Source organism: Aquifex pyrophilus, from assembly GCF_054656935.1.
On sequence record NZ_BAAHXJ010000003.1, the window covers coordinates 83,846 to 110,137 of the forward strand.

28 protein-coding genes are annotated in these 26,292 nt (G+C 45.5%); 12 read left to right on the forward strand and 16 right to left on the reverse strand.

The window, feature by feature from the left end:
- Positions 1-15: 15 nt before the first annotated feature.
- The 4 genes from ACYQZ0_RS01015 (at position 16) to ACYQZ0_RS01030 (ending at position 2,252) form a co-directional block, all read left to right on the forward strand.
- Positions 16-885: a thiamine pyrophosphate-dependent enzyme gene (locus tag ACYQZ0_RS01015; RefSeq protein WP_459774553.1), complete on the forward strand. Its 870-nt coding sequence runs from the start codon at positions 16-18 to the stop codon at positions 883-885.
- Complete coding sequence (locus tag ACYQZ0_RS01020) at positions 882-1,571, forward strand: 2-oxoacid:ferredoxin oxidoreductase subunit gamma family protein (protein WP_459774555.1); 690 nt, start codon at positions 882-884, stop codon at positions 1,569-1,571. The genes ACYQZ0_RS01015 and ACYQZ0_RS01020 overlap by 4 nt, the downstream gene beginning before the upstream one ends.
- 14 nt (positions 1,572-1,585) lie before the next feature.
- Complete coding sequence (locus tag ACYQZ0_RS01025; protein WP_459774557.1) at positions 1,586-1,822, forward strand: ferredoxin oxidoreductase; 237 nt, start codon at positions 1,586-1,588, stop codon at positions 1,820-1,822.
- A gap of 97 nt (positions 1,823-1,919) precedes the next feature.
- Positions 1,920-2,252 (forward strand): hypothetical protein, encoded by a 333-nt coding sequence (locus ACYQZ0_RS01030; RefSeq protein ID WP_459774558.1) that lies wholly within the window; start codon positions 1,920-1,922, stop codon positions 2,250-2,252.
- Here ACYQZ0_RS01030 and rgy read toward each other — a convergent pair whose 3' ends face one another.
- Positions 2,253-5,729 carry a reverse gyrase gene (rgy, locus tag ACYQZ0_RS01035; RefSeq protein WP_459774560.1) on the reverse strand — a complete coding sequence of 1,159 codons (3,477 nt, stop codon included), beginning with the start codon at positions 5,727-5,729 and terminating at the stop codon, positions 2,253-2,255.
- A gap of 41 nt (positions 5,730-5,770) precedes the next feature.
- Between rgy and ACYQZ0_RS01040 the strand changes: the two genes are divergently transcribed.
- From ACYQZ0_RS01040 to ACYQZ0_RS01050, 3 genes are all read left to right on the forward strand, one after another.
- On the forward strand, positions 5,771-6,109 hold the full coding sequence (locus ACYQZ0_RS01040; protein WP_459774561.1) for a hypothetical protein: 339 nt from the start codon (positions 5,771-5,773) through the stop codon (positions 6,107-6,109).
- Positions 6,099-7,025, forward strand: a complete 927-nt coding sequence (locus ACYQZ0_RS01045; protein WP_459774562.1) for an MnmC family methyltransferase — start codon at positions 6,099-6,101, stop codon at positions 7,023-7,025. The genes ACYQZ0_RS01040 and ACYQZ0_RS01045 overlap by 11 nt, the downstream gene beginning before the upstream one ends.
- 64 nt (positions 7,026-7,089) lie before the next feature.
- Complete coding sequence (locus ACYQZ0_RS01050; RefSeq protein WP_459774563.1) at positions 7,090-7,350, forward strand: ribbon-helix-helix domain-containing protein; 261 nt, start codon at positions 7,090-7,092, stop codon at positions 7,348-7,350.
- Positions 7,351-7,355: 5 nt separating this feature from the next.
- Here ACYQZ0_RS01050 and ACYQZ0_RS01055 read toward each other — a convergent pair whose 3' ends face one another.
- Positions 7,356-7,841 (reverse strand): hypothetical protein, encoded by a 486-nt coding sequence (locus tag ACYQZ0_RS01055; protein WP_459774564.1) that lies wholly within the window; start codon positions 7,839-7,841, stop codon positions 7,356-7,358.
- Between the two features lie 9 nt (positions 7,842-7,850).
- On the reverse strand, positions 7,851-9,236 hold the full coding sequence (gene ftsY / locus ACYQZ0_RS01060) for a signal recognition particle-docking protein FtsY (protein ID WP_459774565.1): 1,386 nt from the start codon (positions 9,234-9,236) through the stop codon (positions 7,851-7,853).
- 97 nt (positions 9,237-9,333) lie between these two features.
- Here ftsY and ACYQZ0_RS01065 point away from each other — a divergent pair, with 97 nt between their 5' ends.
- Both ACYQZ0_RS01065 and ACYQZ0_RS01070 read left to right on the forward strand, forming a co-directional pair.
- Positions 9,334-9,789, forward strand: a complete 456-nt coding sequence (locus ACYQZ0_RS01065; RefSeq protein ID WP_459774566.1) for a ligand-binding protein SH3 — start codon at positions 9,334-9,336, stop codon at positions 9,787-9,789.
- 9 nt (positions 9,790-9,798) lie between these two features.
- A complete protein-coding gene (locus ACYQZ0_RS01070; protein WP_459774567.1) occupies positions 9,799-10,758 on the forward strand; it encodes an SAM-dependent methyltransferase in 960 nt (319 codons plus the stop codon).
- Here the strand turns inward: ACYQZ0_RS01070 and ACYQZ0_RS01075 are convergent.
- The 4 genes from ACYQZ0_RS01075 to ACYQZ0_RS01090 are packed head-to-tail and all read right to left on the reverse strand — an operon-like array spanning position 10,735 to position 13,550.
- Positions 10,735-11,538, reverse strand: coding sequence for a metal ABC transporter permease (locus tag ACYQZ0_RS01075; protein WP_459774569.1), 804 nt, complete (start codon positions 11,536-11,538; stop codon positions 10,735-10,737). The genes ACYQZ0_RS01070 and ACYQZ0_RS01075 overlap by 24 nt on opposite strands.
- Entirely contained in the window at positions 11,525-12,223 is a 699-nt protein-coding gene (locus ACYQZ0_RS01080; RefSeq protein WP_459774570.1) for a metal ABC transporter ATP-binding protein, read from the reverse strand. The genes ACYQZ0_RS01075 and ACYQZ0_RS01080 overlap by 14 nt, the downstream gene beginning before the upstream one ends.
- Positions 12,214-13,050 (reverse strand): metal ABC transporter substrate-binding protein, encoded by an 837-nt coding sequence (locus tag ACYQZ0_RS01085; protein ID WP_459774571.1) that lies wholly within the window; start codon positions 13,048-13,050, stop codon positions 12,214-12,216. The genes ACYQZ0_RS01080 and ACYQZ0_RS01085 overlap by 10 nt, the downstream gene beginning before the upstream one ends.
- Positions 13,047-13,550 (reverse strand): type 1 glutamine amidotransferase domain-containing protein, encoded by a 504-nt coding sequence (locus tag ACYQZ0_RS01090; RefSeq protein ID WP_459774572.1) that lies wholly within the window; start codon positions 13,548-13,550, stop codon positions 13,047-13,049. The genes ACYQZ0_RS01085 and ACYQZ0_RS01090 overlap by 4 nt, the downstream gene beginning before the upstream one ends.
- Positions 13,551-13,576: 26 nt before the next feature.
- Here ACYQZ0_RS01090 and accC point away from each other — a divergent pair, with 26 nt between their 5' ends.
- Positions 13,577-15,010 (forward strand): acetyl-CoA carboxylase biotin carboxylase subunit, encoded by a 1,434-nt coding sequence (gene accC, locus ACYQZ0_RS01095; RefSeq protein ID WP_459774573.1) that lies wholly within the window; start codon positions 13,577-13,579, stop codon positions 15,008-15,010.
- Here the strand turns inward: accC and ACYQZ0_RS01100 are convergent, their stop codons facing one another.
- Together ACYQZ0_RS01100 and atpA are read right to left on the reverse strand one after the other, a co-directional pair.
- The gene (locus ACYQZ0_RS01100) at positions 15,011-15,850 is read right to left on the reverse strand and encodes a DUF72 domain-containing protein (protein ID WP_459774574.1); all 840 of its coding nucleotides are present in this window, start codon (positions 15,848-15,850) and stop codon (positions 15,011-15,013) included. It lies immediately after the preceding gene.
- Between the two features lie 26 nt (positions 15,851-15,876).
- On the reverse strand, positions 15,877-17,388 hold the full coding sequence (gene atpA, locus ACYQZ0_RS01105; protein WP_459774575.1) for a F0F1 ATP synthase subunit alpha: 1,512 nt from the start codon (positions 17,386-17,388) through the stop codon (positions 15,877-15,879).
- A gap of 120 nt (positions 17,389-17,508) precedes the next feature.
- Here atpA and ilvB point away from each other — a divergent pair, with 120 nt between their 5' ends.
- Positions 17,509-19,266 carry a biosynthetic-type acetolactate synthase large subunit gene (gene ilvB / locus ACYQZ0_RS01110; RefSeq protein WP_459774576.1) on the forward strand — a complete coding sequence of 586 codons (1,758 nt, stop codon included), beginning with the start codon at positions 17,509-17,511 and terminating at the stop codon, positions 19,264-19,266.
- Here the strand turns inward: ilvB and ACYQZ0_RS01115 are convergent.
- From ACYQZ0_RS01115 to ACYQZ0_RS01130, 4 genes are read right to left on the reverse strand one after another with little or no spacing between them, the layout of a single operon-like run.
- The gene (locus ACYQZ0_RS01115) at positions 19,263-19,571 is read right to left on the reverse strand and encodes a DUF190 domain-containing protein (protein WP_459774577.1); all 309 of its coding nucleotides are present in this window, start codon (positions 19,569-19,571) and stop codon (positions 19,263-19,265) included. The genes ilvB and ACYQZ0_RS01115 overlap by 4 nt on opposite strands.
- Positions 19,568-19,942, reverse strand: a complete 375-nt coding sequence (gene crcB / locus ACYQZ0_RS01120; protein WP_459774579.1) for a fluoride efflux transporter CrcB — start codon at positions 19,940-19,942, stop codon at positions 19,568-19,570. The genes ACYQZ0_RS01115 and crcB overlap by 4 nt, the downstream gene beginning before the upstream one ends.
- Positions 19,939-21,042 carry a glycosyltransferase gene (locus tag ACYQZ0_RS01125; protein WP_459774580.1) on the reverse strand — a complete coding sequence of 368 codons (1,104 nt, stop codon included), beginning with the start codon at positions 21,040-21,042 and terminating at the stop codon, positions 19,939-19,941. The genes crcB and ACYQZ0_RS01125 overlap by 4 nt, the downstream gene beginning before the upstream one ends.
- Positions 21,020-21,325: a DUF190 domain-containing protein gene (locus tag ACYQZ0_RS01130; protein WP_459774581.1), complete on the reverse strand. Its 306-nt coding sequence runs from the start codon at positions 21,323-21,325 to the stop codon at positions 21,020-21,022. Before ACYQZ0_RS01130 ends, ACYQZ0_RS01125 begins: the two co-directional genes overlap by 23 nt.
- A gap of 158 nt (positions 21,326-21,483) precedes the next feature.
- On the opposite strand from ACYQZ0_RS01130, the gene ACYQZ0_RS01135 reads away from it, so the two are divergent.
- Positions 21,484-21,816 (forward strand): hypothetical protein, encoded by a 333-nt coding sequence (locus tag ACYQZ0_RS01135; RefSeq protein WP_459774582.1) that lies wholly within the window; start codon positions 21,484-21,486, stop codon positions 21,814-21,816.
- Positions 21,817-21,818: 2 nt separating this feature from the next.
- Here ACYQZ0_RS01135 and ACYQZ0_RS01140 read toward each other — a convergent pair whose 3' ends face one another.
- The 3 genes from ACYQZ0_RS01140 to oadA all read right to left on the reverse strand — a co-directional run bounded on the left by ACYQZ0_RS01140 (position 21,819) and on the right by oadA (position 26,233).
- Complete coding sequence (locus ACYQZ0_RS01140) at positions 21,819-23,693, reverse strand: vWA domain-containing protein (RefSeq protein ID WP_459774583.1); 1,875 nt, start codon at positions 23,691-23,693, stop codon at positions 21,819-21,821.
- A 69-nt stretch (positions 23,694-23,762) separates the two neighbouring features.
- Entirely contained in the window at positions 23,763-24,368 is a 606-nt protein-coding gene (gene hisG / locus ACYQZ0_RS01145; protein WP_459774584.1) for an ATP phosphoribosyltransferase, read from the reverse strand.
- Positions 24,368-26,233 carry a sodium-extruding oxaloacetate decarboxylase subunit alpha gene (gene oadA / locus ACYQZ0_RS01150; RefSeq protein WP_459774585.1) on the reverse strand — a complete coding sequence of 622 codons (1,866 nt, stop codon included), beginning with the start codon at positions 26,231-26,233 and terminating at the stop codon, positions 24,368-24,370. The genes hisG and oadA overlap by 1 nt, the downstream gene beginning before the upstream one ends.
- Between the last annotated feature and the right edge of the window lie 59 nt (positions 26,234-26,292).

Sequence of the window (26,292 nt, forward strand, 5' to 3'; positions counted from 1 at the left end):
TAAGGAGGTGTTGATATGGGTCTGGAATACGTAAGAATTTCTCCCGGCTTTGAAAAATACATGCCCAGGGACTACGTTGACCTCGTAAAATACGGTCCCTTCGGTAAGAAAGTTGACGTAATGCAACTCGGGCAGTTCAAGGAGCTCGTTGAAGAGCACCCCATGTGTGCAGGGTGCTACATGGCTTACTTCATAAGAGTGTTCTACGCGGCACTCCCCAATCCCGAGGATACGATAGTTCTCGGAACTGCGGGATGTGCAAGACTTGCACTCTCACAGGCTGCAGTTCCCTTCATCTACGGAAACTACGGAGATACAAATGCGGTTGCTTCCGGTCTAAAGAGGGCACTTTCTATAAGATTCCCCGACAAAGTTAAGGACGTTGTAGTTATAGCGGGTGACGGTGGGCTTATAGATATCGGTTTCGGAATGACAATGCACTCCTGGTTCAGAAGGGAGAAGTTCACAACCATAATGGTTGATAACGAGGTTTACGGAAACACCGGTGGACAGGAAAGCGGAATGTCCCCCAAGGGCGTTCAGCTCAAAATGGCACCCCTCGGAAAGAAGTTTGACAAGATAAACGCCGTTGAGCTTGCAAAGACCGCGGGATGTGTATACGTCGCAAGAATATCACCTACGAACCCCAAGAGAATAGCAAAGACCGTAAGAAGGGCAATCCTGGCAGCAAGGCACTTCGGACCCACATTCATACACGCTTACACCTCCTGTAACATTGAGTACTCAATACCCACAAGGGAAGTTCTCGCGGACGCAAGGAAGAGAGAAAAGCAAGACTTTAAGTTCTATGAATGGATGACGGACGAGGTTAAGGAGTTCCTTGAAGAGGTTGAAAGGAAGGAGAAGGAGGAGGTCAAGAAATGAAGAGATACAATATAAGGATTGCGGGAGTTGGCGGGCAGGGGGTCGTTACCTCTGCCCACATTCTCGGTAACGCTATGGCTGCTGCCGGAAAGTACGCATCCCTCGTTCCCTTCTTCGGTTCCGAAAAGAGAATGGCTCCCGTTGAGGCTTACGTTCGTGTTTCAGACCAGCCCATATACGAAGTCGGTGAGGTTGTTTACCCCAACGTTATCATGATTTACCACCCTCAGGTTATCACCCACGGTAAGTCCTACACGATGCCCTTCTACTCTGGACTGAAAGAGAATGGAATGGTAATAATAAACTCCGACGTTGATATAATTCCCGAGGAAGACAGAAAGGTTCTTGAAGAACTTAACGCAAGGATATACATGATACCCGCGACACAGATAGCGAGAGACATAGCGGGAACGGAGCTTGCAACGAACATGGCTATGGTAGGACTCTTCTTCGGTATTACGAGACTCGTAAACCTTGAACACATAGAAAAGGCACTGATAGAGAGATTCCTCGGAGGAACCTTCGTAGCATCCGGTGGAACGACAGCCCTTGACTCCGCTATAGAAAAGAAGTTCAAGAAGAAGCAAGAACTCCTTGCAAAGAACATGGAAGTTATAAAGTACACGATGAAGCTTGCGGAAGAGAACGGCTGGGTAGAAACGGAAACGGAAGAAGTAAAAACTTGAGGAGGTAAAGATAGATGTATTTTGTTGCGGACGTTAAAGAAAAAGAATGTGCCCAGTACAACTGTAAACAGTGCGTTCTCTTCTGTCCTGAGCCCAACTGTCTTAACTTCCGTGCAAGCACAAACAGCGCATGGGTCTGGTACGACAGGTGCAAGGGTTGTGAAATCTGTGTTTACGTATGCTCGGACCTCCTTAAGAGACACTGCGTAGAGATGGTAATGGTTACACCGAAGGCTACCGCAAAGTCATAAGCCTTTTTCTCTTTTTTTTATTAACCTTTTAAGTAAGTAAACACGTATTGACCTCTGCGGAAAAAGTAGGTGGTATAATTTTTTCAGGGAGGTAGGTATGACTCTGAGCAACGAAGAGATTGAAAAGCTAAAGAAGCTTGCGAAAGAGGTTCAGGACTTAATGGTTGACCCCGACATTGATATTGAAGTATGCTTTGACGATGTTGAGAAGGAAGAGGGGTGTGAGGTTGACCTCACACCCGGGTATCAACCTAAATACCCTTATATAAAGGTCATCTACAAGAGCGGTGATGGGGACGTATTTGAGAAGAAGATAGAGATATCCCCCGATATACTAAAGAAAGACGTAAAGGAGATAAAGGAGTTTCTTACCTTTGCGGTTGAACAGTTTATGGAGGAAATAGACAGCGTGGAATACGGGGGAGAGTGATTACACCCTCTCCCTCGCTTCCTTGAGAAGCTTCTTTATTCCGTGAACTTCTTTAAGAACTTCCATATAGTCAAGTTCTCCCCTTTCTATTTTGTCCATAGCCTCTTCAAGCTTTCTCGTTAGCTCTTCGCTGGTCCAATCGGGGAAGTGCTTTGTAAGGTATTCGTAAACCTTTACACCGAGCTCAGTCGGGATTAAAAAGCCTTTTTCTTCAACAACGTAATGCCTTTCAAGGAGTGTCTGAACTATCTGGGCGTAGGTTGAGGGTCTTCCGAGCCCCCTTCTCTTCATCTCCTGTATGAGGGTTCCCTGGGTGTAGGGGTAAACCTTAGGAACCTCCCTGAACTCCTTATCCTGAATTGTGAGTTTATCACCCTTCGGGAATAAGGTGAATGTGGGATACATTAGGTCAAAGCCGTGTTCTTTCACGTCAACCACAACGTCCTCTTTAAACTCGTAATAGGGTAGTTTTATCTTTAGCTCCTCAATAACCACCTTTGCGGGTCTCATCTGGGAAGCCATAAATCTCTTGAATATTAGCTCGTAAACCTTTACGGTATTCTCGGGGTCCTCAAACTCCGCAATGCCCGCGGTTATCATAAACTCAAGGTCCCTTGGCTCTAAGGGTCTTGTCGGTCTTATGCACTCGTGGGCTCCGCCTTCTCCCCAGCTTCTCGGGTAGAAATACTCCTCTCCGAAACGTTTCATTATGTAAGGCTTCGCAACGAGGTATTTACCCGCGTCGGAAACCCTCGTTGAGTCCGTTCTGTGGTAAGTAATGTATCCGCTTTCAAAGAGCTCCTGGAGTATTGACATCGTCTTCTTTGCGGATAGGTGGAGCTTCTCGTTTGCATCCTCAAGGATTGTGTCCGTGGTATAAGGGGGAAGGGGTCTCTTCTCCTCCTCCCTTGGATTTTCTAGGGAAAGTTCCGCTATATCAAGGTCTCTGAACACTTCCCTTGCGAATCTTAAATCCTCTATATCTATCTTTAGCCTGTATCCGTTTATTACGAGGATTATCTCCCCTTTCTTTTGCTTTGACTCCTCATACCTCTTTATGACCCATCCGAGGACTGGTGTTTGCACCCTTCCCGCGGAAAGCCACTTCTTTTTAAAGACATCCCAGAGGATATGGGAGAGGGTGAAGCCGACCCATCTGTCAAGAATTCTCCTTACGAGCTGGGCTTTTACCATATTTAGGTCAACATCTCTGGGATTTTCTATAGCTTCCCTGAAGGCCTTCGGAGTTACCTCGTGAAACTCAGCCCTTTTTATGTTGAGGTTAAAGGGTTTCGTGAGGAGGTAAAGGTCGTATCCTATCTTTTCACCCTCCGCGTCTGGGTCCGTCGCTATGTAAACCTCGTCAACCTCGTATCCCACCTCCCTTATCCCCTTAATTATCTCCATCTTGTCCTCAATTTTTCCTCTGCACCTATTTTTCAAATACTTATAATCGGTGTGCTGTTCGTGGGTATCCCTGCATATCTTTATGGTGTCGTAAACGGGAAGGTAGGGATACGTGTCGTCAAGGACTCCGAAGAAGCCTTTATCGGTAACGAGGTCAAGAACGTGTCCGAGGGAAGCGGTTATTACGAGAAGCCTGTCCCCTAAGGGAACCTCGTAGGCTATTGAGTCCTCAACGAGTCTCATCTGGGGCTTCCCGAAGAAGGAGGCTATAGTTCTCGCTTTGTTGGGGCTTTCAACTACGACGAGCGTCGTTTTAAATAAATCCTTTATCTGGGCTACACCTTTTCCTTCAAGAATGGCTTTAGCCCTCTTCCTGTCCTCGTCTATCTCCTTTATCAACTTATCAAGGTCTATCTCCTCAAGACGCTTGAACTCTATCTCCTGAGTCATGTAGTAGAGGGAGAGTCGCTTCTTCAGGGAGTAAAAAGCCTTCGGGTCCGAGTAGTAAACGACGGAAAGCCCCTTTGTCATTCCCCCCGCTATGAAACGGGAGGTTCTTCCGCTCGCCTGTATGTAGGAGTTTGCATCACCAACGACTATGTAAAGCTCCCCGTCCTTGGGAATGAGGGATATATCCTCGCTCTCTTCAATCTTTTTGAGGAATTTTTCGTCCTTTAAAAACTTCTCAAGGAAGTTCTTTATTTCTTCAACTCTCTCCTTTATCCTCGGGTACTGGTCAAGCTGTTCCTCCCTGAGGGTGAGGTATCTCTTGAGATACATGGCGTATTGAATGGCCTGGAGTCTGTCGTTCTCTTCAAAGAGGTTCAGGAGAGTAAGGAGGAGCGAGTGGAGAAGGGGCGGGTTTAAACTCAGCTTTGTTGGAAATACGTGCTTAGGGGGGTCCAAGAATACCGCATACCTTATTATGTGGGGAAGGTCTATGCCCCTAACGAGGGGGTTCGTTATGTGGGAAATTCCAACCGCAACGTCAAAATCTCCCTTTTCAAGAATCTGTATTAACTCCTCGGGTTTATACTCAAGGTATGAGAGGGCTCTAAGGCCCTTTTTTCTGTAATACTCGGTGACTTCTTCAACCTTCTCCTTTCCGTAAAATACCGAGAGATAAACGAGTCCCCCCTTTCCGAGCTTCTTTATAAGCTCAACGGATTTCTCAAGGGCTTCATCTAAATCTTTAACGGGTTCCGCAACGTCAACTATGTTTCTTAAAGTTGATATCGCTTTCTGTATATCAAAACCGAGAAGGTTTCTGAAAAGGTATGCCCTTTTACCTCTAGGTTTTAGTGTTGCGGAGGATACTATTAAAACGGTTTCCCTCTTCCTCTTCCTTATCCTTGCGAGCCTGTCGTAATCCCTCTGACTTTTCTCTTCTTTAAGTGCGAGCCTTATCTCATCGTCGGTAAAGCCGAGGAGCTTAAAGAGGTAATCTACATTCTTTCCCCTTTTTAGAAAGCTGTCTATGTCGTCTATAAAGATGAGATTAAACTTAAAGTTTATAAGGTTTTCAAAGTTCTTGTGGAGGAACATATTCGTCCCGAGAAGGATATCCCAATCTCCGTTAAGGAACTGCTCCTTCACCTTCTTCTTTGACTGGTAAACGAGAATTCTCTTTTTAACGTTTAGCTTTCGGGAAAGCTCCTCAAGTTTTTCCCCTGCTTGATTTGCTAAAAGCCTCGTGGGGAATATCATTAAAACCCTTCCCTTCAGGAAGAGGGACATAACGAGGCCGAAGGTGGTTTTACCTACACCCGTGGGGGCTACTATCGCAAAGGACTGGTTCATAAAAACCCGCTTTGCCCATACCCTCTGGAGACTCCAAGGCTTTGCACCTATTCCCCTCTCAAAGAAGTTTATAAACTCCTCAAGTTTTTTATCCGTTTCGCAGAAAGGTTTAAGGAGCTTTAAGGTGTTTTCCCTCTCAAGGGCAGGGCAAACCTCTTCCTCGGTTGGCTTCGGGAGGCACCTTGAACAGGGAAGGCCTTTCTCAAGCCTGTCGGAGCTTATAGCTCCCCCGCAGTTGGGACATCCCCTTTCTATAATTTCGAGAGCCATAATAATATCTTGCCAGAAGATTTTAATTTTTATTATTGGACATGATACAGAAGGAGAGCCTTGATGACGAGGTCTTAAGGGAAATAGCAAGCGTAGGCGGGGGATACGGAAGGAAGATAGAGGTATGCATAGAAAATATGAAAAGGATAAAAAGGGCGATAAATTATCTGAAGGTAAGGCTTGAAAGGGAGAAGGGAAGAACACCGAAGCTTACCATAAGGCTTATAGTATCCATGAGGAAGCGTTTTGAGGCTTACAAAAGGGAAGCCTATAAATACAGGTATTACCTTATAGTTTACAGGGAGTCTATAGGACTCACAAACCACAGGCCGGTTTACGAAATTTACAACATAGAGGAAATTCTCAGAGATGAATCGTGAGACTTTTTTAGAAAAATACCTTAAAAACTTCTTAAAAAGGAAAGAAATAAAACTTAACGAAGAGGCTTTTAATACCATACTGAGGGAACTTAAAAGGTTTGCATACAACCCCTTTGGTGAAGGTGTTAATCCCGCTCCCACGGCGGACGGCTCTTATACGCTTATTCACAATAAATACGGAGAGCCTTACCACAGTCAAACCGCGGGAGCTATAAGGGAAGCTTACTGGAAGTTTGTAAAACCTTCCCGCATACTTGAAAAGGCAAAGAAGAAGGAAGTTATAAAAATTCTGGATATCGGTTTCGGACTCGGATATAACTTAGCCGTTGCTTTAAAACACCTCTGGGATATAAATCCGAGTTTAAAGGTTGAGATAATCTCCTTTGAGAAAGAACTCATAAAGGATATCCCTATTCTTCCGGAACCCTACCGCGAGATACATAAAAGAATTATATCCGCCGTTCCGGAGCACGAAGATGAGAGGCTAAAAATAAAGGTTTACATAGGGGATGCAAGGAAAGAGATAAAGAAGGTTGAGTTTAATGCGGATGCAGTTTTTCACGATGCCTTTTCCCCCTATAAAAATCCAGAACTTTGGACCTGCGACTTTTTAAAGTTAATTAAAGAAAGAATTGACGAGAAGGGATACTGGGTATCTTACAGTTCTTCCCTTTCCGTAAGAAAAAGCCTTATACTTCTGGGTTTTAAGGTGGGCTCTTCTAAGGAGGTTGGAAGGAAGAGAAAGGGAACGGTTGCAAGTCTAAAGGCTCCTGTCCCTCCTATGGAGGAAGAGGAATTGAGAAAGTTAGCATTATCCCCCTTTGCTAAACCCATGAGAGATGAAAACCTGAGTAAAGAACCTTTAGAAATACTTATAGAATACCTTCTAAAGGTTTACAATTACTTACCCCAATAAAACATTGCCACAAAAATACTGATGAAATAAATTTAAAAATGAAAATATTCTCGAGGTGTTTGTTATGAAAAAGAAAACTTATGTGTTTAATGACAAAACCGTAGGCATCCTTGAAGAGCTTAAAAAATCTACAAATAAGAAAGAAACCCAAATTATTGAGGAGGCTCTAAATTATTATTACGATTACATACGAGGAAAAAGTGAGATTTTTGAAGATTTAAAGGCAATTTCCAAAAACTTTCTTGAGATAATAAACAAAGTTGAGGAGCTAAGTTATAAATTGGGTAGATGCGAGGCAAAGCTTGAGCTTATTGAAAAAAGTTAGGTAAGTCAATCTATACCTATAAACCAGTATTCGCTCCTGAAGCTCTTCCCGTATTTGGGTGAGTAATACCTTACGTATCTGTAAAACTCCACCCTGAAGCTGAGCTTTGTCCCGTCCCTGAACTCAAAGGATATAAAGGGATTCTCAAGGCTGTATCTCCCCTCTCCCACGATTACCGCATCTTCCCTGTAAACCTTTCCGCCCGAACGGGGATGTAACTTTCCGTCGGGTAGTTTTGCAGCAAACATAATCCACTTGGGCCACAGGTCGTAATTCCTCACCCTAACGGTCTCGTTCTTCAGGAACTTAGGGTAATTGAATACGTAAAGGGAGAGGCAGTAATCGGTGTCCCCGTATTCAAGCTTTAGGTGGGCGTTGTTCTCGTTTTCCGAGGTGTGAATGTGAACCGCAAACTCCCCCTTCAGAGGGGGAAGCTTATCTATCCTTATGGTGTTTTCGGGGTCCGTTCCGAGAACTATGGGAAGCTTCATAAGATTAAATTAATCCAGGAGTGCATTTACGTAAGCCTCAGCATCAAAGGGCTGTAGGTCGTCTATACCTTCTCCTACACCCACAAGCTTTATGGGAATCTTGAACTCCTTACAAACCGCAACGATGAAACCTCCTTTCGCGCTCCCGTCAAGCTTTGTGACCACTATCCCCGTTATATCAACAGCTTCCTTAAAAACCTTTGCCTGCTGTATAGCGTTCTGTCCCGTCGTAGCGTCCATAACGAGAAGAGTCTCGGTAGGTTCTTCCTCGTCAAACTTTTTAATGACCTTAACAATCTTTCTGAGCTCTTTTATCAGGGGCTCTTTCGTGTGAAGCCTTCCCGCGGTATCTATAAGAACGACGTCGTATCCTTCCTCCTTTGCCTTCTTCACACCTTCGTAAACGACCGCTCCCGGGTCCGCTCCCTCTTCCTTCTTAACTATATCAACACCCGCACGCTTTGCCCAAACCTCAAGCTGTTCAACAGCAGCAGCCCTGAAGGTATCCCCTGCAACGAGGAGAACCTTCTTCCCTTCGCTTTTCAATTTATGTGCGAGCTTCCCTATTGTTGTCGTCTTTCCCGAGCCGTTAACGCCCACGAAGAGTATAACGGAAGCCTTCTTATCCCTTATTTTTAACTTTCCCTCGCAGTTCTTAAGTATTGAAAGGAGCTCCCTTTTCAAAAGCTCCTTTATCTCCTCAGAGCTCTTTATGTTCTTCCTTATGGCTTCTTTCCTCAGCCTCTCGGTTATCTCAACAGCGGTTTTTACGCCCACGTCCGCCTTGACGAGAAGCTCCTCAAGTTCTTCAAAAAACTCTTCGTCTACGCTCCTTCCCCTGAAGAGGAGACTGAACTCTACCGCCTCTTTCGTTTTCTTAAGCCCCTTCTTAAGCTTCTCAAGGACGCTCTCCTTCTCTTCCTTTACGAGTCCGAGCTCAATCTCAAGCTTTCTTATGAACTCCTCAAGCTCCTGTTTTTTCTCGTAGGGAACTATCTTTTCCGCCCTCTTCGCATACTTGTAAGCCTCTTTCGGTTTCTCAAGCTGGTAGTAAATCTTTGCCACGTTGTAAAGGCTCTCAAAATCCCCCACTTTCAGAAATTCCCTTACAGCGTCCTCATACTTTCCGAGTGCCTGGTAAACCTTTGCCCTCTCCTTTGCGGTTCCGAGCCTGTCTCCGAACTTCTTAAGGTAGGGGTAAGCCTGAACGAACTTCCCCTCACTCACGTAAAGCTCAAATAACAGCTCCGCAAACTCCTCGTTCTCGTCAGCGTATTTTTTCAGTATCTTCTCCGCCTTTTCCCTCTTTCCCTGTTTTATGAGCTCAAGTATCGCGTTCTTATCCCCTTTTTCCGCCTTCTTTTCTACGTCGGACTTTCTCCAGAAAAAAACCATAGAGTTTAATTTACTACAATCCCCTTATGTTTTATATCATAAAAATATTAGAATATTCTAATATATTGATAAGAAAACCTGATAGGAGGTGAGTGAGATGTATGGAAATCCGCTGATACCTGGAATACCTGACGATGCGATTGTAAATATAAATTACGTTGTTCTTAAGGAGGGTGTTGATATAGACGAGGTTATGGAAAAGGCCGCATACCTCTGCGAACACGTAAAGACCTACCACTCCGACGACGGATTTTACGGAGGATTTGTCGTCCTTAACACCGGAGGGGTATCCCTTGAGGGTTCTACCGCTGGACAGGCTACCGAACACCCCCTAAAAGATAGGGAAATACTCATAATAACCTTCTGGAAGGACCTCGAAAGCCACGAAAAGTCTCACAGGTCTGAGAAGTTCAACAAGCTCTTTAAGGAGCTCACGGAGCTTGCGGAAAGCACCTACGAGGTTGTTTACAAGATGCTCTGGCAGGGTAAGGCTTACGACCCCGAGCTTGCAAAGAAGGCAAGGGAGGCAAAGGAGACCGCGGAAGCCAAGTAAAATAGATTTATGGCATTCAAAAGCTTTAGGAATTTTATGGAAGATGCGGTAAGGAGGTATTACAGCTCGGAGAGGGCACTAAAGGACTTCTTCACCGCTCCCCAACTTGACAGGGCTTTCGGTGAAGCCCTCGCCGAGTTCTTCTCTCAACACCTTTCCGAGTTTGAGAAGCCTTCACTCGTAGAACTCGGTGCTGGAACGGGTATCCTTGCGAGGGATATCCTGAACTACTACAGGGAGAACTATCCGGAACTTTTTAAGAATATCCGTTATTACATATACGAGTTCAGCCCGAGCCTTATAGAGAAACAGAGAAAGGTTCTCTCGGAGTTTGAGAACGTTGAGTGGGTGAGCGAGCTTCCGAAGGTTGAGGGGGTAATATTCTCAAACGAGTTCTTTGATGCCCTTCCCGTTCACGTCGTGAAGGAGGGAAAGGAGTTATACGTTGACGAGAACGGGAACGAGGTATGGCTTAGCCTTGAAAACGAGAGGGTAAAGGAATTCCTGAAAAGAATGGGATACGAGAACCTGAACCAGGTTGTAGAGGTATGCCTGGACTGCATAGATATGCTTAAAAGGATATCGGAAAGTCTCGTTTCGGGATACCACGTCGTTATAGATTACGGATACACTTCTGAGGAGATAAGCCGTTTTCCCGAGGGAACCGTTCTGGCATACAAGGAACATAAAGTTGTTAAGGACTTCCTGAAGGAAGCGGGAAACGCGGACATAACCGCACACGTTAACTTTTCCGCACTCATGGAATACGGAAAGGATTTCGGACTTGAGACTATTCTCTTTCAATCCCAGAGGGATTTCTTGATGCACATACCCACATTCTTAAACGAACTTGAAAAACTCAGCTGGGAGGAGACGCCCGAGGGTATAGAGAGGATGTCAAGATTGAAGACTATGCTCGTATCAATGGGGGACAAGTTCAAGGTCTTACTTCAGAGGAAGTCTTCTTAAGAGAAAGGAAAGGACGAATAAAAGAAGGGATATACCGACAATTGTTCCGCTCGGGGGAAGGTCGTAATTAAAGGATACGTAAATTCCGAAGATAACCGAAAAAACAGAAGCGAAGGAAGAAAAAAGAAGGCTCTTTAAAAAGGAGTTTGCGAGTATAAGACCCGTCATAGCGGGTATTACGACCATTGATGATGCGAGTATCACCCCGACCGCTTTTATGCTTGCAACTATAACAAGAGCGGTTAAAGAGACAAAGAGATGATTTATTAGCGTTATGTTAATCCCCTTTACCCGCGCTATCTCCTCGGAAAAGGTGAGGAGAATAAGCTTCTTATAAAAGAAAACAAGAAACAAAAGAGTAAGCAGAAAAACGCCGAAAGAGTATATGAGGTCCTTATTGTCAACCATGAGTATATTACCGAAGAGGTAAGAAAATAAGTTCTCCCCAAATCCCTTTACTATGCCGAGGATTATAACCGCCACAGCCATACCGCTTGAGAATATAACCGCAACCGCGGTATCCCCGGGAACCTTTTTGGTTCTCGTGAGAAACTCAACGAGGTTTGCTATAAGAAGCGTAAAGATAACCGTTGAGAGGTGTATATCCGCATTCAGGAGAAAGCCGAGAGCTATTCCCGCAAAGGCGGAGTGGGAGAGTCCGGCACCCAGAAAGGCAAGACGCCTGAGTATAAGGAAAACGCCTATTAAAGCGGTAGAAAGGGCTATAAGTGTTCCCGCTATCAGGCCTCTCTGGACGAAATCGTACTCAAGAAATTCCATGGAGAACTCCCTTAAGTCCGAAGGCTTCCTCTATATACTCAATCGCATTCTCGGGCGGTCCAAAGTAACACACCTTCCTGTTTATACAGAGTATCTTATTTGCGTGGTTCAGGAGACTACCTATATCGTGGGATATCATGAGTATAGTCTTTCCGTGGTTCGTGTTCAGGTCTATGAGTATGTTCGTGAAATGGGTGAGTGCGTGAACGTCAAGTCCCGTTGAGGGTTCATCAAGAAGCAGTAAGTCGGGGTTCGTTGAGAGTGCAAGGGCGAGTAAAACCCTCTGCTGTTGACCTCCCGATAGCTTCGTGAACTGCTTGTTCAGTATATCCTTTATCTTTAGATACTCAACAACGAACTCTATATTCTTTTTATTGTGAGATACACTACTTAGCAACTCTATCACTTTTCCGGGAAAGGTGTGTTCAACGTTTATCCTCTGGGGAACGTATCCGACCTTTTCCCAATCCTTAAAATCCTCAACTTTTTTCCCGAAGAGCTTTATACTTCCTTTGTTTGGTTTTAAAAAGCCAAGGATTAGCTTAAAAAGTGTTGATTTTCCCGCACCGTTCGGTCCCACTATCCCTACAAAGTCCCCCTTTTCTACCGAAAAGGATATGTCCTCAAGGACGTAAAACTTCCCGTCGTAGGAAAAACTTACCTTTTCAACTTCCACTATCCGCATCTCAGGGCTTTCCTCAGAACCTTCAGGTTTTCCTCCATAATTTCGTAGTAGTTATCTTTATCCTCCTTCGGAATTATCTTCACGTTAACTTCGTAAACTTCTACTCCGTATTCCCTTTTCAGTATATCGGCGAGTTTTGAGTGTGCTCCCTCGGGAATGAGAATAACTTTTATCCTTTTTTTTCTTACCTCCCTCAGAAGTTTCTTCAGTTCCCTCGGGGATATTTCCCCGTGTCCGTGCTCCTCTTTCAGAACAATCTGTTTTAATCCGTAGTCCTTTGCGAGATAACCAAATGCGGGATGAACCGCACCAAAGGTTTTTATCTCACATCTTGAGAGAGTTTTTTCATAACTCTCGTGGATTTTTAAAAGCTTTTCGTAAACCGCTTTATAGTTATCCTCAAAATTTTTTTCGGGATAGACGCTCTTTAAAGCATTCCTCACATTTTCCGCAACCTTTATCATTCTCTTTGGAGAAACCCAGAAGTGGGGGTCCTTCCCGAGCTCCTCATGTCCGTAATAGAGGAGCTCTATCCCTTCGGAGAGGCTGAAAACCCTTGCCTTTGTAATCTTTGAGGCCTTTACCTCCCACTCCCCGAGGGGAACACCGCTTACAAAAAATACCTTAGCTACGTATAACTTAATCAGTTCCCTCGGGGATAGCTCGTAGGTGTGATAATCCGCCTTAGGAGGAACGAGGGTGTCAACCCTAAAATCCCTTCCGCTTATATCCTTAACAACATCGTAAAAAGGGAAGATTGAGACGAGTATTAAATCCTTACCGAAGGTAAAGGAAAGAATAAAGAGCAAAATAAAAAACTTTCTCATCTCAGTTTCTCCACTATTATCCTCATCATCTCAAGCATGGAATTCGGGTCGGTCGCGGTTATAAGGTTTCCGTCCACCTCAACGGGATTGCCCGTGTAGTTTGCTCCCGCATTCACAAGGTCATCCTTTATCGCGAAAAATCCCGTAACCTTCTTTCCCTTTACTATCTTTGCGGATATGAGAACCCAGGGACCGTGGCATACCGCACAAACGAGCTTTCCCTTATCGTAATGTTTCTTAACTATGTGAAGAACTTCGGGATACCTTCTCAGCCTGTCGGGTGCGTAGCCCCCCGGAATGAAAACGCAGTCAAACTCCTCGTGGTAAACCTCCTTTATGGTTTTATCAGGCTTAAAGCTCATCCCCTTCTTTCCCTTATACTCCCTTATCTTTGGTGCGGCGGAGACTACGCTGTGCCCCGCTTCCTTCAGTCTTAAGTAGGGGTATATAAACTCAACATCTTCAACGAGTTCCTCAAGGAATATGAGAACCTTCTTCATGGGTTTTAATTTTAAAATGAAACATTATGTTCAAGAAGGTTTTAATAGCCAACAGGGGAGAGGTAGCTGTAAGGATAATAAGGGCTTGCAAAGAGCTCGGGATTAAAACGGTTGCGATATACTCTGAGGCTGACGTTCGCTCCCTCCACGTTAAGAAGGCGGACGAAGCCTATATGATTACGGGAGACCCAGTGAGGGCTTACCTTGATTACGTGAGAATTGTTGACCTCGCAAAACAGGTAGGAGCGGATGCTATACACCCCGGATACGGATTTCTTGCGGAGAACCCCGAGTTTGCAAGGTATTGCATAAGAAGGGGAATAACCTTTATAGGTCCTACCCCCGAACAGATTGAGATGTTCGGGGACAAAGTAAAGGCAAAAAAGGTTATGAAGGAGGCGGGACTTCCCACAATACCGGGAACGGAAGAGCCCGTTACAAGTCTTGAAGACGCAAAGCACTACGCAAGGGAGATAGGATACCCCATAATGCTTAAGGCTGCATACGGGGGAGGAGGAAGGGGAATGAGGGTCGTGAGAAGCGAGGAGGAGCTTGAGAAATCCTTTGAGAGTGCATACAGGGAAGCGGAAACCTTCTTCGGAAAAGGAGATCTATTTATAGAGAAATACCTTGACAATCCCAAACATATAGAGGTTCAAGTTCTCGGGGACAAATACGGAAACATAATACACCTTGGTGAGAGGGACTGCTCAATCCAGAGAAGGCACCAGAAACTGATAGAGATAGCCCCCTCCCCGGCCCTTCCGAAGGAACTCAGGATGAAGATTCTCGGAAACGCGGTGAGGGCTTTAACAAAGGTCGGTTATGAGAACGCGGGAACCCTTGAGTTTCTGGTTGACCTCAAGACGGGAGAGTATTACTTCATAGAGATGAACACGAGACTCCAGGTTGAGCATACAATTACCGAAACCATAACGGGAATAGACATAGTTGAGATGATGATAAGAATTGCGGCGGGAGAGCCCCTTCCCTTCCTCCAGAGCGATATAACCTTCAGGGGATACGCAATAGAGTTCCGTATAAACGCGGAGGACCCAAAGAGAAACTTTGCACCCGCACCCGGAAAGATAACCTCCTACTACTCGCCGGGAGGGCCCGGAGTAAGAATAGACGCATCCGTTTACAAGGACTACATTATCCCCCCTTATTACGACTCAATGATAGCGAAGATGACCGTATGGGCACTCACGTGGGATAAGGTTGTAGCCCGTTCAAGGAGGGCACTTGACGAGTTCGTCGTGAGGGGCGTTCCCACAAACATCCCCCTTTACAGAGAGATAGTGAGAGACCCCGATTTCTTGAAAGGAGATTTCGGCGTTAAGTTCCTTGAAGAGAAGCTCGCAAGGGGTGAGTATGACCTAAAGATTGAGGGTGAAAAGCCCATGGAGGATATAGTTCTTGCACTCTCAGCCGCTATAGCAGCTCACTACGGCCTCTGATTACTCCCATAGCTTCGGGGCAAAGGTTGAGAGAAGCCCCTTCGGTATCTTAACCTCTTCGCCAAATAGTTCCTTCATCTGAAGGGCGTTTAACGCTCCCTTTCCCCTGTAGTGATTATTAAAGAATACATAGGTGTCCTTTCCCTCATATATCTTCAGTATCTTCTCCTTCAGCTTCTCAAGCTCTTCCATTGAGTAAAGGTAGTCATACCTCTCGTAGGGCTCTTTATGGTTATGCCACTTCTCCTTATTCCTCCCGTGGAGTCTGACGTAGTTTATTGTTCCGACGGAAACCCACGGGCCTATAAGAAGTCCTTTTACCTTCGGGGCGTCTATGTTAACAAGTGCGGAAAAGCCTATTTCTTCAACAAACGCGTAAAACTCCTGATTTGCAAAACTCCTGTGTCTCACCTCTACAACTCTCTCAATACCCGTGAAGTCCGAGGAGAGCTTTTTCAAGTAATCAAGGTTTTCCTGAGTGTATCTGAAGCTTTCGGGAAACTGGAAGAGAATAGCTATAAACCTTTCCTCATTCTCAAGAAGGGGCTTTATACCCTCTATAAAGGCTTTTAAATCCTCCTTCGTGTAATTTCTTTCGTGGGTAAATACCTGGTTAGCTTTTACGGAGAATCTTAACTTCTTTGTTTTCTCAAGGAAGCTTTTGAAAGTAAAGGGGTGGGGCATAGTGTAGTAGGTGTAGTTTATCTCAACCACGTCAAAAAACTTCTCGTAATAAATAATCATCTCGTTATCGGGTATGTGGGAAGGATAAAAGGTTCCCTTCCAGTCCTTATAGGAAAATCCGCTACAACCTATGTATATGTTTTTAAACCTTTTCATAAAAAGGAATTTTAAGAGGGAGAAGGTTAGGGAACGAACCTTTGCTTGAAGGCGTCAAGGGCTTCCTTTATCTTCTTTTCAAGCTCTTCGTCAAGCTTCTTCTTCTCGCTTATTTCCTTGAGAATGTCGGGCCTTTCGTTGTCAAGGAATGCGTAAAGCTCCTTCTCAAACTTCCTTACCGCCTCAACGGGAATATCGTCAAGGTATCCGTGAGTTCCGGCGTATATGAGGACTATCTGCTTTTCAACGGGTATGGGGTTATAGGGTTCCTGCTTTAGAAGCTCAACGAGTCTGAGACCTCTGTTTATCTGTTGCTGGGTTGCCTTGTCAAGCTCTGAAGCGAACTGAACGAATGCCTCAAGCTCTCTGAATTGGGCGAGTTCAAGTCTGAGCGTTCCCGCAACCTGTTTCATAGCCTTAATCTGTGCTGCACCACCGACACGGGAAACGGAAAGTCCCACGTTAATTGCAGGCCTTATACCTTTGTTAAAGAGGTCCGTCTCAAGGTATATCTGTCCGTCCGTAATTGAGATAACGTTTGTGGGAATGTATGCAGCAACGTCTCCCGCTTTCGTCTCAATTATAGGAAGTGCGGTAAGTGAACCGGCTCCTAAGTCATCGTTGAGCTTTGCAGCTCTTTCAAGGAGTCTTGAGTGGAGGTAGAAGACGTCACCGGGGTATGCTTCTCTTCCGGGAGGTCTTCTCATGAGGAGTGAGAGCTGTCTGTAGGCTTCCGCGTGCTTTGAAAGGTCGTCGTAAATGATGAGCGCATGCTTTCCGTTATCCCTGAAGTACTCCCCTATTGTGCATCCCACGAAGGGTGCGAGATACTGGAGTGATGCTGGGTCCGATGCGGAAGCAACGACCACACAGGTGTATTCCATAGCCCCTTCCCTTTCAAGGAGCTCAACGAGTCTCGCTATTGCTGCCCTCTTCTGTCCTACCGCTACGTATATACAGTAAACGTCGCTGTTCTTCTGAGCGAGAATGGTGTCTATCGCTACCGTTGTTTTACCCGTCGCCCTATCACCTATGATGAGCTCTCTCTGTCCCCTTCCTATGGGAATCATTGCATCTATGGCCTTAATACCCGTTTGAAGGGGTTCGTGAACGGGCTTCCTCTTTACAACGCCCGGAGCTATCTTCTCAACGGGGGAACGGTATTCGTACTGAATGGGACCCTTCCCGTCAAGGGGATTTCCGAGGGGGTCTATCACCCTTCCTATCAATCCTTCACCGACAGGAGCGTCAAGAATTCTCCCCGTTCTCTTTACTATATGCCCTTCTTCAATACCCGTTTCCGAGCCGAGGATAATTATACCTACGTTGTCCTCCTCAAGGTTAAAAGCTATTCCCTGTTGGCCTCCCTGGAACTCAACTACTTCCATTGCCATTACGTTTTCAAGTCCGTAAGCCCTTGCAACTCCATCACCGACGTAGTAAACGACTCCGACCTCTTCCATTTTGGCTTCGGGTTCAAAGTCCTTTATCTGTTGCCTTAGTATCTCAAGGGCTTCCTCATAGGTCAGTGTAGCCATACCTTACCTCCTACCCTGTAATCACTCAGTATTGTATCACAAAGATGCCCTAAACTATTGAAGTTTAAATAAAATTTAACAAATTTATTATTTACATTATTCAGGAGGTTTTAAGGAAAAATGGCTGCAAAAAAGGGAGCTGATATCGTAATTGAGGTTTTAAAAGAGGAGGGTGTTGAGGTAATATTCGGTCTCCCCGGCGGAGCCATAATGGAAGTGTACGATGCCCTCTATAGAATAGGCGAGATAAAACACATTCTCGCAAGACACGAACAGGGCGCGGGGCATATGGCGGAAGGATACGCAAAGGCAACGGGAAAGGTAGGAGTCGTTATGGTAACATCGGGACCGGGAGCGACGAACCTCGTCACACCCATAGCGGACGCGTATATGGACTCCGTTCCCCTCGTCGCCATAACGGGACAGGTCCCCACCCACCTCATAGGAAACGATGCCTTCCAGGAGGTTGATATAGTAGGCATAACGAGGCCGATTACAAAGCATAACTTCCTCGTTAAGGATATAAAGGAGCTTCCCCTTATCCTGAGGGAGGCCTTTTATATAGCGAGAACGGGAAGACCGGGACCCGTTCTCGTTGACCTTCCCAAAGACATAACCCAGCAGATTGCTGAAGTAAGCATTCCCTCGGATGAAGAAGTAAAGAAGGCCCTTCCGGGATACAATCCCCACACCGAGGGAAATCCCGTTCAGATAAAGAAGGCCGCGGAGCTCATAATGTCCGCAAAGAGGCCCGTTCTTTACGTTGGTGGCGGTGCGGTAAACGCGGAAGCCCAGGAAGAGTTAATAGAGCTTGCGGAACTCATGAAGATTCCCGTAACGACGACAACCCAAGGAAAGGGAGCATTCCCCGAAACGCACCCCCTTTCCCTGAGAATGCTCGGTATGCACGGAACCTATTACGCAAATATGGCTGTTTACAACTCGGACCTACTCATAGCGGTAGGTGCGAGGTTTGACGACAGGGTTACGGGCAAGATAGACGAGTTTGCTCCCGAGGCAAAGATAATCCACATAGATATAGACCCTGCTTCCATATCAAAGAATATCACCGTTGACGTTCCAATAGTGGGAGACGTTAAGGTAGTTCTCAGGAAGCTTATAAACGAGATAAAGAAGAGGGGGGCAAAGATACTTTACCCGGAGGAGAGAAAGAAGTGGCTCGAACAGATTGAGAAGTGGAAGAAGCTCCACCCCCTTACATACAGGAACTCGGACAAGGTAATAAAGCCCCAATACGTTATAGAACAGCTATGGGAGGCGACAAACGGGGATGCGATAATCGTTCCCGGAGTAGGACAGCACCAGATGTGGGCAGCAATGTTTTACAAGTTTAAGTATCCGAGGCAGTTCATAAACTCGGGGGGACTCGGGACGATGGGATTCGGCCTTCCCGCGGGAATAGGTGCAAAGATAGGAAGGCCAGACAGGGAGGTCTGGGTCGTTGATGGAGATGGCTCTTTCGTTATGACGATGCAAGAGATTATAACCGCGGTTCAATATAAGGTTCCCGTAAAGGTTGCGATAATAAACAACGCTTATTTAGGTATGGTAAGGCAGTGGCAGGAGCTCTTTTACGACAAGAGGTATTCCGAGGTTGACCTCAGCGTTCAGCCCGACTTTGTAAAGCTCGCAGAAGCTATGGGAGCTGTAGGGCTCAGAGCTAAGAAGCCCAAAGAAGTAAGGGAGGTTATTGAAGAAGCGAGAAAGGTTGAAGACAGACCTGTTATTATAGACTTCTGGGTTGACAGGGAAGAGAACGTTCTTCCAATGGTTCCCGCAGGAAAGTCTTACAGAGATATGATTCTTGAGGACGGAAAGGGCAAGCACGACGCGGAAACCATGTACCTCGTCGGTTAAAGGTAGATAACCTCAACATCCTCCAAGGTTATCAGCTCCTCCTCCTTTACCTCCTCTAAAAATCTTCTTATTTTCTCTTCCTCGTCTATTATCTCTATTACGATAGGAAGGTTTGAGCGGAGTTTGAAAAAACTTTCCTCCCTCAGATTTCCCTTTCCGTATCCCATTATTCCCCTGAAAACGGTAGCGCCTTCAAGCCCCTTTTCCTTAGCTCTTTCAAGGACATACTTGTAGTAAGGTTTCCCTTCCTTTTTCTTATCCTCGGAGGTGAATATCCTCAGAAGCTTCTTTTTAACTATTTTCATAATACTTCCCCCAGTTTGTAGCCGATAAAGACCGCAAGCATACCAATGATGTTCGTTCCCAGGAAGTAAATAAGAAACTTCAAGCTTTCCCCTTCCCTGAGGAGTGTTAAGCTCTCGTATGTAAAGGTTGAGAAAGTTGTAAACCCTCCCAGGAAACCCGTTATAAAAAGCAGTCTGTAGATGGGGTGAATACCGAGCCTCTCAACGAAAAAGGAGAAGGAAAAGCCTATTAGGAAAGCTCCGATGACATTCACCAGCATCGTTCCGAGGGGAAAGCCAAGGCCGAGATGCACCTGAACGAATTTTGAAATAAGATACCTCAAAGCTGAGCCCACAGCCCCGCCCAGAGCTACCGCTAAAACGCTTTTCACCTCTTCCTTTCCTCTATCAGTTCTTCAAAGTATTTTAAAAGCCTGTCCGCTACCTTTTCCACTGAAAACTCCGAAGCTTTTTTTATAGCATTTTGCTTTATGGTTTCGTAATACTCTTTATCCGTAAGGAGTTTTATAACTTCCCTTGCGTAGGTCTCCTCGTCGGGATAATCTATAAGGGGACAGCACCCCGGAAGTATTTCGGAAGGTCCCCCTTTTACGTTAAAGGCAACGGGTGGTGTTCCAAGAGCCATAGCCTCGTTAAGAACGAGCCCGTATCCTTCCCAGAGGGAGGTCATGGCGAGAACCTTTGCCCTCCTTATGTAAGGGTAGGGATTCTTTTTCCAACCGAGAAGAAAAACGCTGTCCTCAAGTTTTAAATCCCTTATCATTTTTTCAACTTCTTCTCTCATTTCCCCGTCTCCGAGGATAACGAGCCTCGCGTCAAGCTCTTCACTTACTTTTTTGAAAATCCTTATGAGATGAGGAAGACCTTTCTGCTTTACGAACCTTGAGAGGTTAATTATTACGGGCTTTTCAAATATCCTTTCCTCTTCTTCGGGAATTTCCTCCCTTGATAGCTCAATAAGATTTTCCACATCCACCGGATTGTAAAACACCCTTACTTTTTTCTTTATGAAGTAGGTCCTCTCTATGTCCTCCTTAACTCCCCTTGAAACCGCAACAATCCCGTCAAGCATTTCAAGAACGAACTTCAGCAAAACCCTGTAGGGAATGTATAAAGCTTTCCCGTATTTAATGTAGTTATCGTTATTGTGAATGGAACCTATGAAAAGGGTTTTGTGAGAGGGGTAAAGGAGCTTAGTTATACCCATTACCACGGACATTGGTCTCATAAAGCCAAAGCAAATATCCGCATTTATCTCTTTGAGAACCTTTCCGAGTTCATAGGCTCTCGTTATCTCGTTTTTCTCCTTCAGGAGGATTATTGGAAACTCATTTGCCCTCTCCACTAAATCTTTCTGGATTATGAAAAATACCTCGTGCCCCCTTTTCTTGAATTTCCTTGCCAGCATTTCCGCTATTTTCGGACCTGAACCGACACCCCAAAGATAATTAAGATAAAAGGCTATCCTCATAAATCTTTACCTTCTCAAAGGTTATATAGCACTCTTTAAAGAGTTCGGAATTGTTCTCAAGGATTTTCAGGAGCTTTTCCCTTTCACCAACCGCTTCAAGGACAGCGGGAAGCTCGTAGGAGAGAACCTCTATATCCTCCGCGTGGAACTCCCTTCCCTTCCCGAACCCCGCTATACCCTGAAGAACCGCACCTGTATATATTCCTTCCCTTCTCAGGATATCAAGGTAATCCTTTATATGTTCCTCCCTTGAGGAGTAAATCCTGAGGAGAACGAGTTCCATAGGGATTATTTTAGGAAACAAGCAATAAACTTATAAGTATGGTGAAGCTTTTAGCCTTGTTCCTTTTCACGATTTGTCTCTCTTTTTCCTTGAGTCCTCAGGAAGAGAAACAGCTTTTCAGGGATATTGTGGAAATTAAAGCGACCCTAAAGGCATTTATGAGAGAGACAGATAAACGCTTTGATCAGGTAGATAAGAGATTTTCTGAGCTTAGGGAGGATATGAACAAGCGCTTTGAGCTAATAAATAAACGCTTTGACCAGCTATATACATTTTTATGGATAATAACAGGTGTATTTACTACATTAACAGCCAGCGTTATAGCCTTTGCTTGGTGGGACAGGAAAACGATAATAAGAAAGGCAAGAGAAGAAACGGTTGATTATCTTGAGAGGGAAGGAAAACTTAGAAAGCTCATAGAAGTTCTCAGGGAAAAGGCAAAGACAGATAAAGAGCTTGAGGATATCCTGAGAAAATACGGGCTTTTGTGAGTTCACTTTACAGAAACGAGTCTCTTAAACTGGTTCTCCATTACGAAGGAGAAGGTTGAGGGGAGCTTCTTAATATCCTCAACGCTTATGCCTGTCTTGTCAAAATACTCCTTAACCATCTTTGTAGCTTCTCCGACGCCTATGGCAACTATCGGAATCCTGAGTTTCATCTGGGAAATCATATACCTTAACTCTTCTCCTTTCAGTCCCTTCGTGGGCTGTCCGTCCGTGAACAGGATTAAAACGCCCTTCTTGTGTTCCTTTTTCGTTATCGTTTCCAGGCTTTCAACACCTACGCTTATGGCCTTACTCAAATCGGTGCTTCCCCCGAGGTTGTTCAGAAGCTCAAATATCCTTCCCTTGGCAACTCTGTAGTCCTCCTCAAAATCCTTTATCGTGTAAACGTTCTCGTTAAAGGCCTTTATGGAAAACTCCATTCCCAGTTTATCAAGAACCTCGGAAAAGAGTATGAGAGACTTAAGGGCGTTAAGTATCTTTTCCTCCTTCTTCATTGAAGAGGATATATCCATAAGAAGCTCAAAGACGAGCTCCTTCCTTTCGGGAACTTCCCTCTTCATAAATATTCTTCCCCTTCCTATGGGAACTTCCGTCGCTATTCTCCTTACGTTTATCCTCTTTCCCCTGTAGTGCTTTCCGTCCCAGAGCTCCTCTTCCCTCGGGAGGAAGTTATCAAACTTTCTCTTGAAGTGCTCAACGTAAGGGAGAACGCTCTTTAATATAAGCCTGTATTTCTGGAACTCCTTCTGGGTTAATCCGTGTTCCTTTTTGAACTTCTTATCAAGCTCGGATAGCTCTTCCTCTTCCTTCTGCTTCTTTGATTTTAGACTGCTTCTTGCGGATACTTCCTCCCAAGCCTTGAATATAAAGCTTACGAATCCCCTGTGCTCCACGTCAACCTCAAGGGTTTTGGGAAGGAAGTAATTCAGGAAGGCTATGTCCTTTTCAAGGAGGTCTATATAGCTCATCTGTTTCATGTAGTCCTTCATCCAGTCGGGGATGGCGTCAAGGGCTTTGAGTATGTTCTTTATGGCTTCTTTGGGAAGTTCGGAAGCCCTTTTATCCTTATTCTCAATTATGTAGCTCCTTATATTCTCGGGGAGCTTCGAGAGTATGTCCGTCATTATGCGAGCCTTATGCCCGTCTTCCCTTCTCCTTCCCTTTGCTTCTTCTATGAGGAGGTCAACGTAGTTAAGCTCCTTTGAGTAATCAACGAGGACACGGAACTTCTGCCATAGGTCCTCCATAACTATGTCGTAGGCACTCTGGGGGTTCTTCTCCCTGAGGTATTCGTAAAAGCTCTTTTCCATCGTCGTGTGGTAATGTTTCACTTCCTCGTCCGCCTCAAACTCCTCGTTTATCCAAGTGTATATGAAGGAAAGGGCAAGCTCGTGGTAGGGATAGGGAGGATTTATATCCGAGAGTATCTCCTTGTAGCGTTTCTTTAAGGAAAGTAGTGCGGAGGGGTTTTCCTCAACTATGTAATTATCAACTTTCAGGTTCTCAAGAACCGCAAATAGAACGAGGAATGCGGTCGGAACGTATCCCGCCCTGAATACCTCCCTCTGTCCAAACCTCCAGTGGGGAAAGTAGGTGTGCAGGAGCAGTGCTATCTCGTGTCTTACGCTATTTACCGTGTAGTCCTCGCTTTTTCTCATAAAATCAACTACGTTGTATAGAATGCCTCTCGGTTTTCTTACACCTGGGGGAACTTCCTCAACCTCTCCCTTTGACCACATCTCAAGGAGGGGGAGGTATTTGGGGTCGTATCCCGCTCCCCATCCTTCGTAAGAGGGACTAACCTCTATATCAAACTCCTCTTCCAATAAGTTTGCTATCGCTTTCCACTTCTCCTTCACGTAGTTTGAAACTATTAAGACTTAGTATCATTTGCAATATAAATTTCTTATAAAGATTTAATGATATTCTTATAAAAGCTTTTCTAGGAAACCGAGGACCTCCCTATTCTTCACTCTGTAGCTGTCCTTATTGGATATGAGCCATGCGGTTGACTCGTCCACCTCTTCTATAACAACGAGTCCGTTCTCTTTCAGTGTTCTTCCCGTCTGAACGAGGTCAAGAATGAACTCCGAAAGCCCGACGAGGGGAGCGAGCTCAACCGAACCGCTCAGGTAATATATCTCTGCCTTTATTCCCTTTTTCTTAAAAAAATCGTAGGCTATATTCGGGTATTTGGTTGCTACGCTTATGCGGGTTGAGGAGAAATACCTCTCCTCGCTCTCGGGCTTCCCCGCGATAGCTATCCTGCAGTATCCTATCCCCAGATTAACGAGTTTATACACGTTGGGTTTCCTCTCAAGGTAAACGTCATAACCGCATATACCGAGGTCCGCAACGCCCCTTTCCACGTAAACGGGAATGTCAGAGGGTTTAACGAGGTAAAAGGTGTAACCATTCTCCTCAAGGATTAACTTCCTCCCCTCCTTGAGCTCTTTCCCTATAATTCCCTTCTCCATAAGGAGCTTTACGCTTTCCTCAAAGAGTCTGCCCTTGGGAAGTGCAATCTTCAGCATCACTTTTTCTTCTTTCTTGACTTTTTGGGCTTTATCCTTATGAGAACCTCGTCTGGATTAACGGTCTCACCAACTCTTACGAATATCTCCTCAACTACTCCGTCAACGGGGCTGTGTATCTCGTTTTCCATCTTCATTGCCTCAACCACGAGGAGGACGTCCCCTTCCTTCACCTCGTCCCCTACATTTACCTTTATGTTCACAACCTTACCGGTTATCGGTGATGTAACGTCTCCTACTCCCTTGGGTTTGGGTCTCCTGCTTACAACGGTTCCCCCTTCCGTTGCCTCAGTCGTGAACTCCTCGGATACAACAGCTTCCCTAATTGGCTGGAGTTGAACTTCCTCAAGCTGTCCGTCGAGCCTTATGAAGAAGGTTCTCTTGTTGGGCTCTTCTTCTCCCTTACCTGCTATCTGGACGTGATACTGCTCTCCGTGAACGGTTATGTAAAACTCAACGGGAGCCTTGCACTCGCCGCTTTCAACGGGTTCTTCCAGCGGAACGGGAGGGACTTCCCCTTTCTCCGCCTTCTCCCTCCACTCAAAGAACTCCTTGGCAACCACGGGAAAGAGTGCGTAAGAGAGTATGTCCTCCTCGCTTCTCGCTCCCGCTTCTATTGCCTCTTCCCTAATCTTGTTAAGCTCGGGCTCAAGGAGGTCCGCAGGCCTTATATCGTAGATGGGTTTTTCGTCCCCAAGAATCTTCCTTATTATCTCCTCCTTTATCGGTGCGGGTGGTCTTCCGTAGAGCCCCTTAACGTAGTCCTTCGTTTCCTTTGTAACTACCTTATAACGCTCCCCGTGAAGGACGTTTAAAAATGCCTGCGTTCCGACAATCTGGCTCGTAGGGGTGACGAGGGGAGGATAACCGAGGTCCTCCCTTACTCTCTTCACCTCCTCAAGAACTTCCTCAAGTTTGTCCTCAAGATTTTGTTCCCTGAGCTGGGAGATGAAGTTAGATATCATTCCGCCCGGAATCTGATGTATGAGAACCTCAACGTCGGGATAGGGGGGAAGAACGTCATACTTTTTGTACTTTTTCCTTACCTCCCTCATTATATCCCCGGCCTTCTTATACAGCTCTGTGTTTACGTTGACCTGATACCCGAACTCCCTGAGGACGTATATCATCGTCTCCCCGGGAGGGTGGGAGGTCTGTCCCGAAAGGGAATAACAGGCGGTATCTATCATCTCAGCTCCAGCTTCTATGCCTTTCAGCTGTGCCATCTCAGCGAGGTCCGCCGTTGTCTGGGTGTGAAGGTGAACGGGATGGTCGGGAAACTCGGATTTTAAGGCTGAGACAAGCTCATAACACACCTTCGGTGATAGAATACCCGCCTGGTCCTTTATGGAGATGATATCTATTCCCATATCAACGAGTTCCCTTGCAACATTTACGTAATACTCAACGGTGTGAACGGGACTTATGGTGTATGAGAGAACTCCCTTAACTATCGCTCCCACCTTCTTTGCGGTTTCTATAGCCTTTCTCATATTACGGGTATCGTTAAGGGCGTCAAAAATCCTGAAAACCTCTATGCCGTTGTCGTAAGCCTTTTTAACGAATGCTTCAACTACGTCGTCGGGATAGTGCCTGTATCCTACAACGTTCTGACCCCTCAGGAGCATCTCAAGCTTTGTGTTCTTAGCCCTTTCCTTGAACTTCCTCAGCCTCTCCCATGGGTCCTCTTTGAGGTATCTCAGACAGACGTCAAAGGTTGCCCCTCCCCAGACCTCCAAAGACCAGAATCCGCACTTATCAAGTATTTCTATAGCGTCGAGCATATCCTCCGTTCTAACCCTCGTAGCGAGGAGACTCTGAATTCCGTCCCTGAGGGACACGTCCGTAACTTTAATCTCTTTCATACTTTTCACCTCGCTTCCTAAAAAACTTAATAATATAATAACGAAGCCTTTTTCGGAAG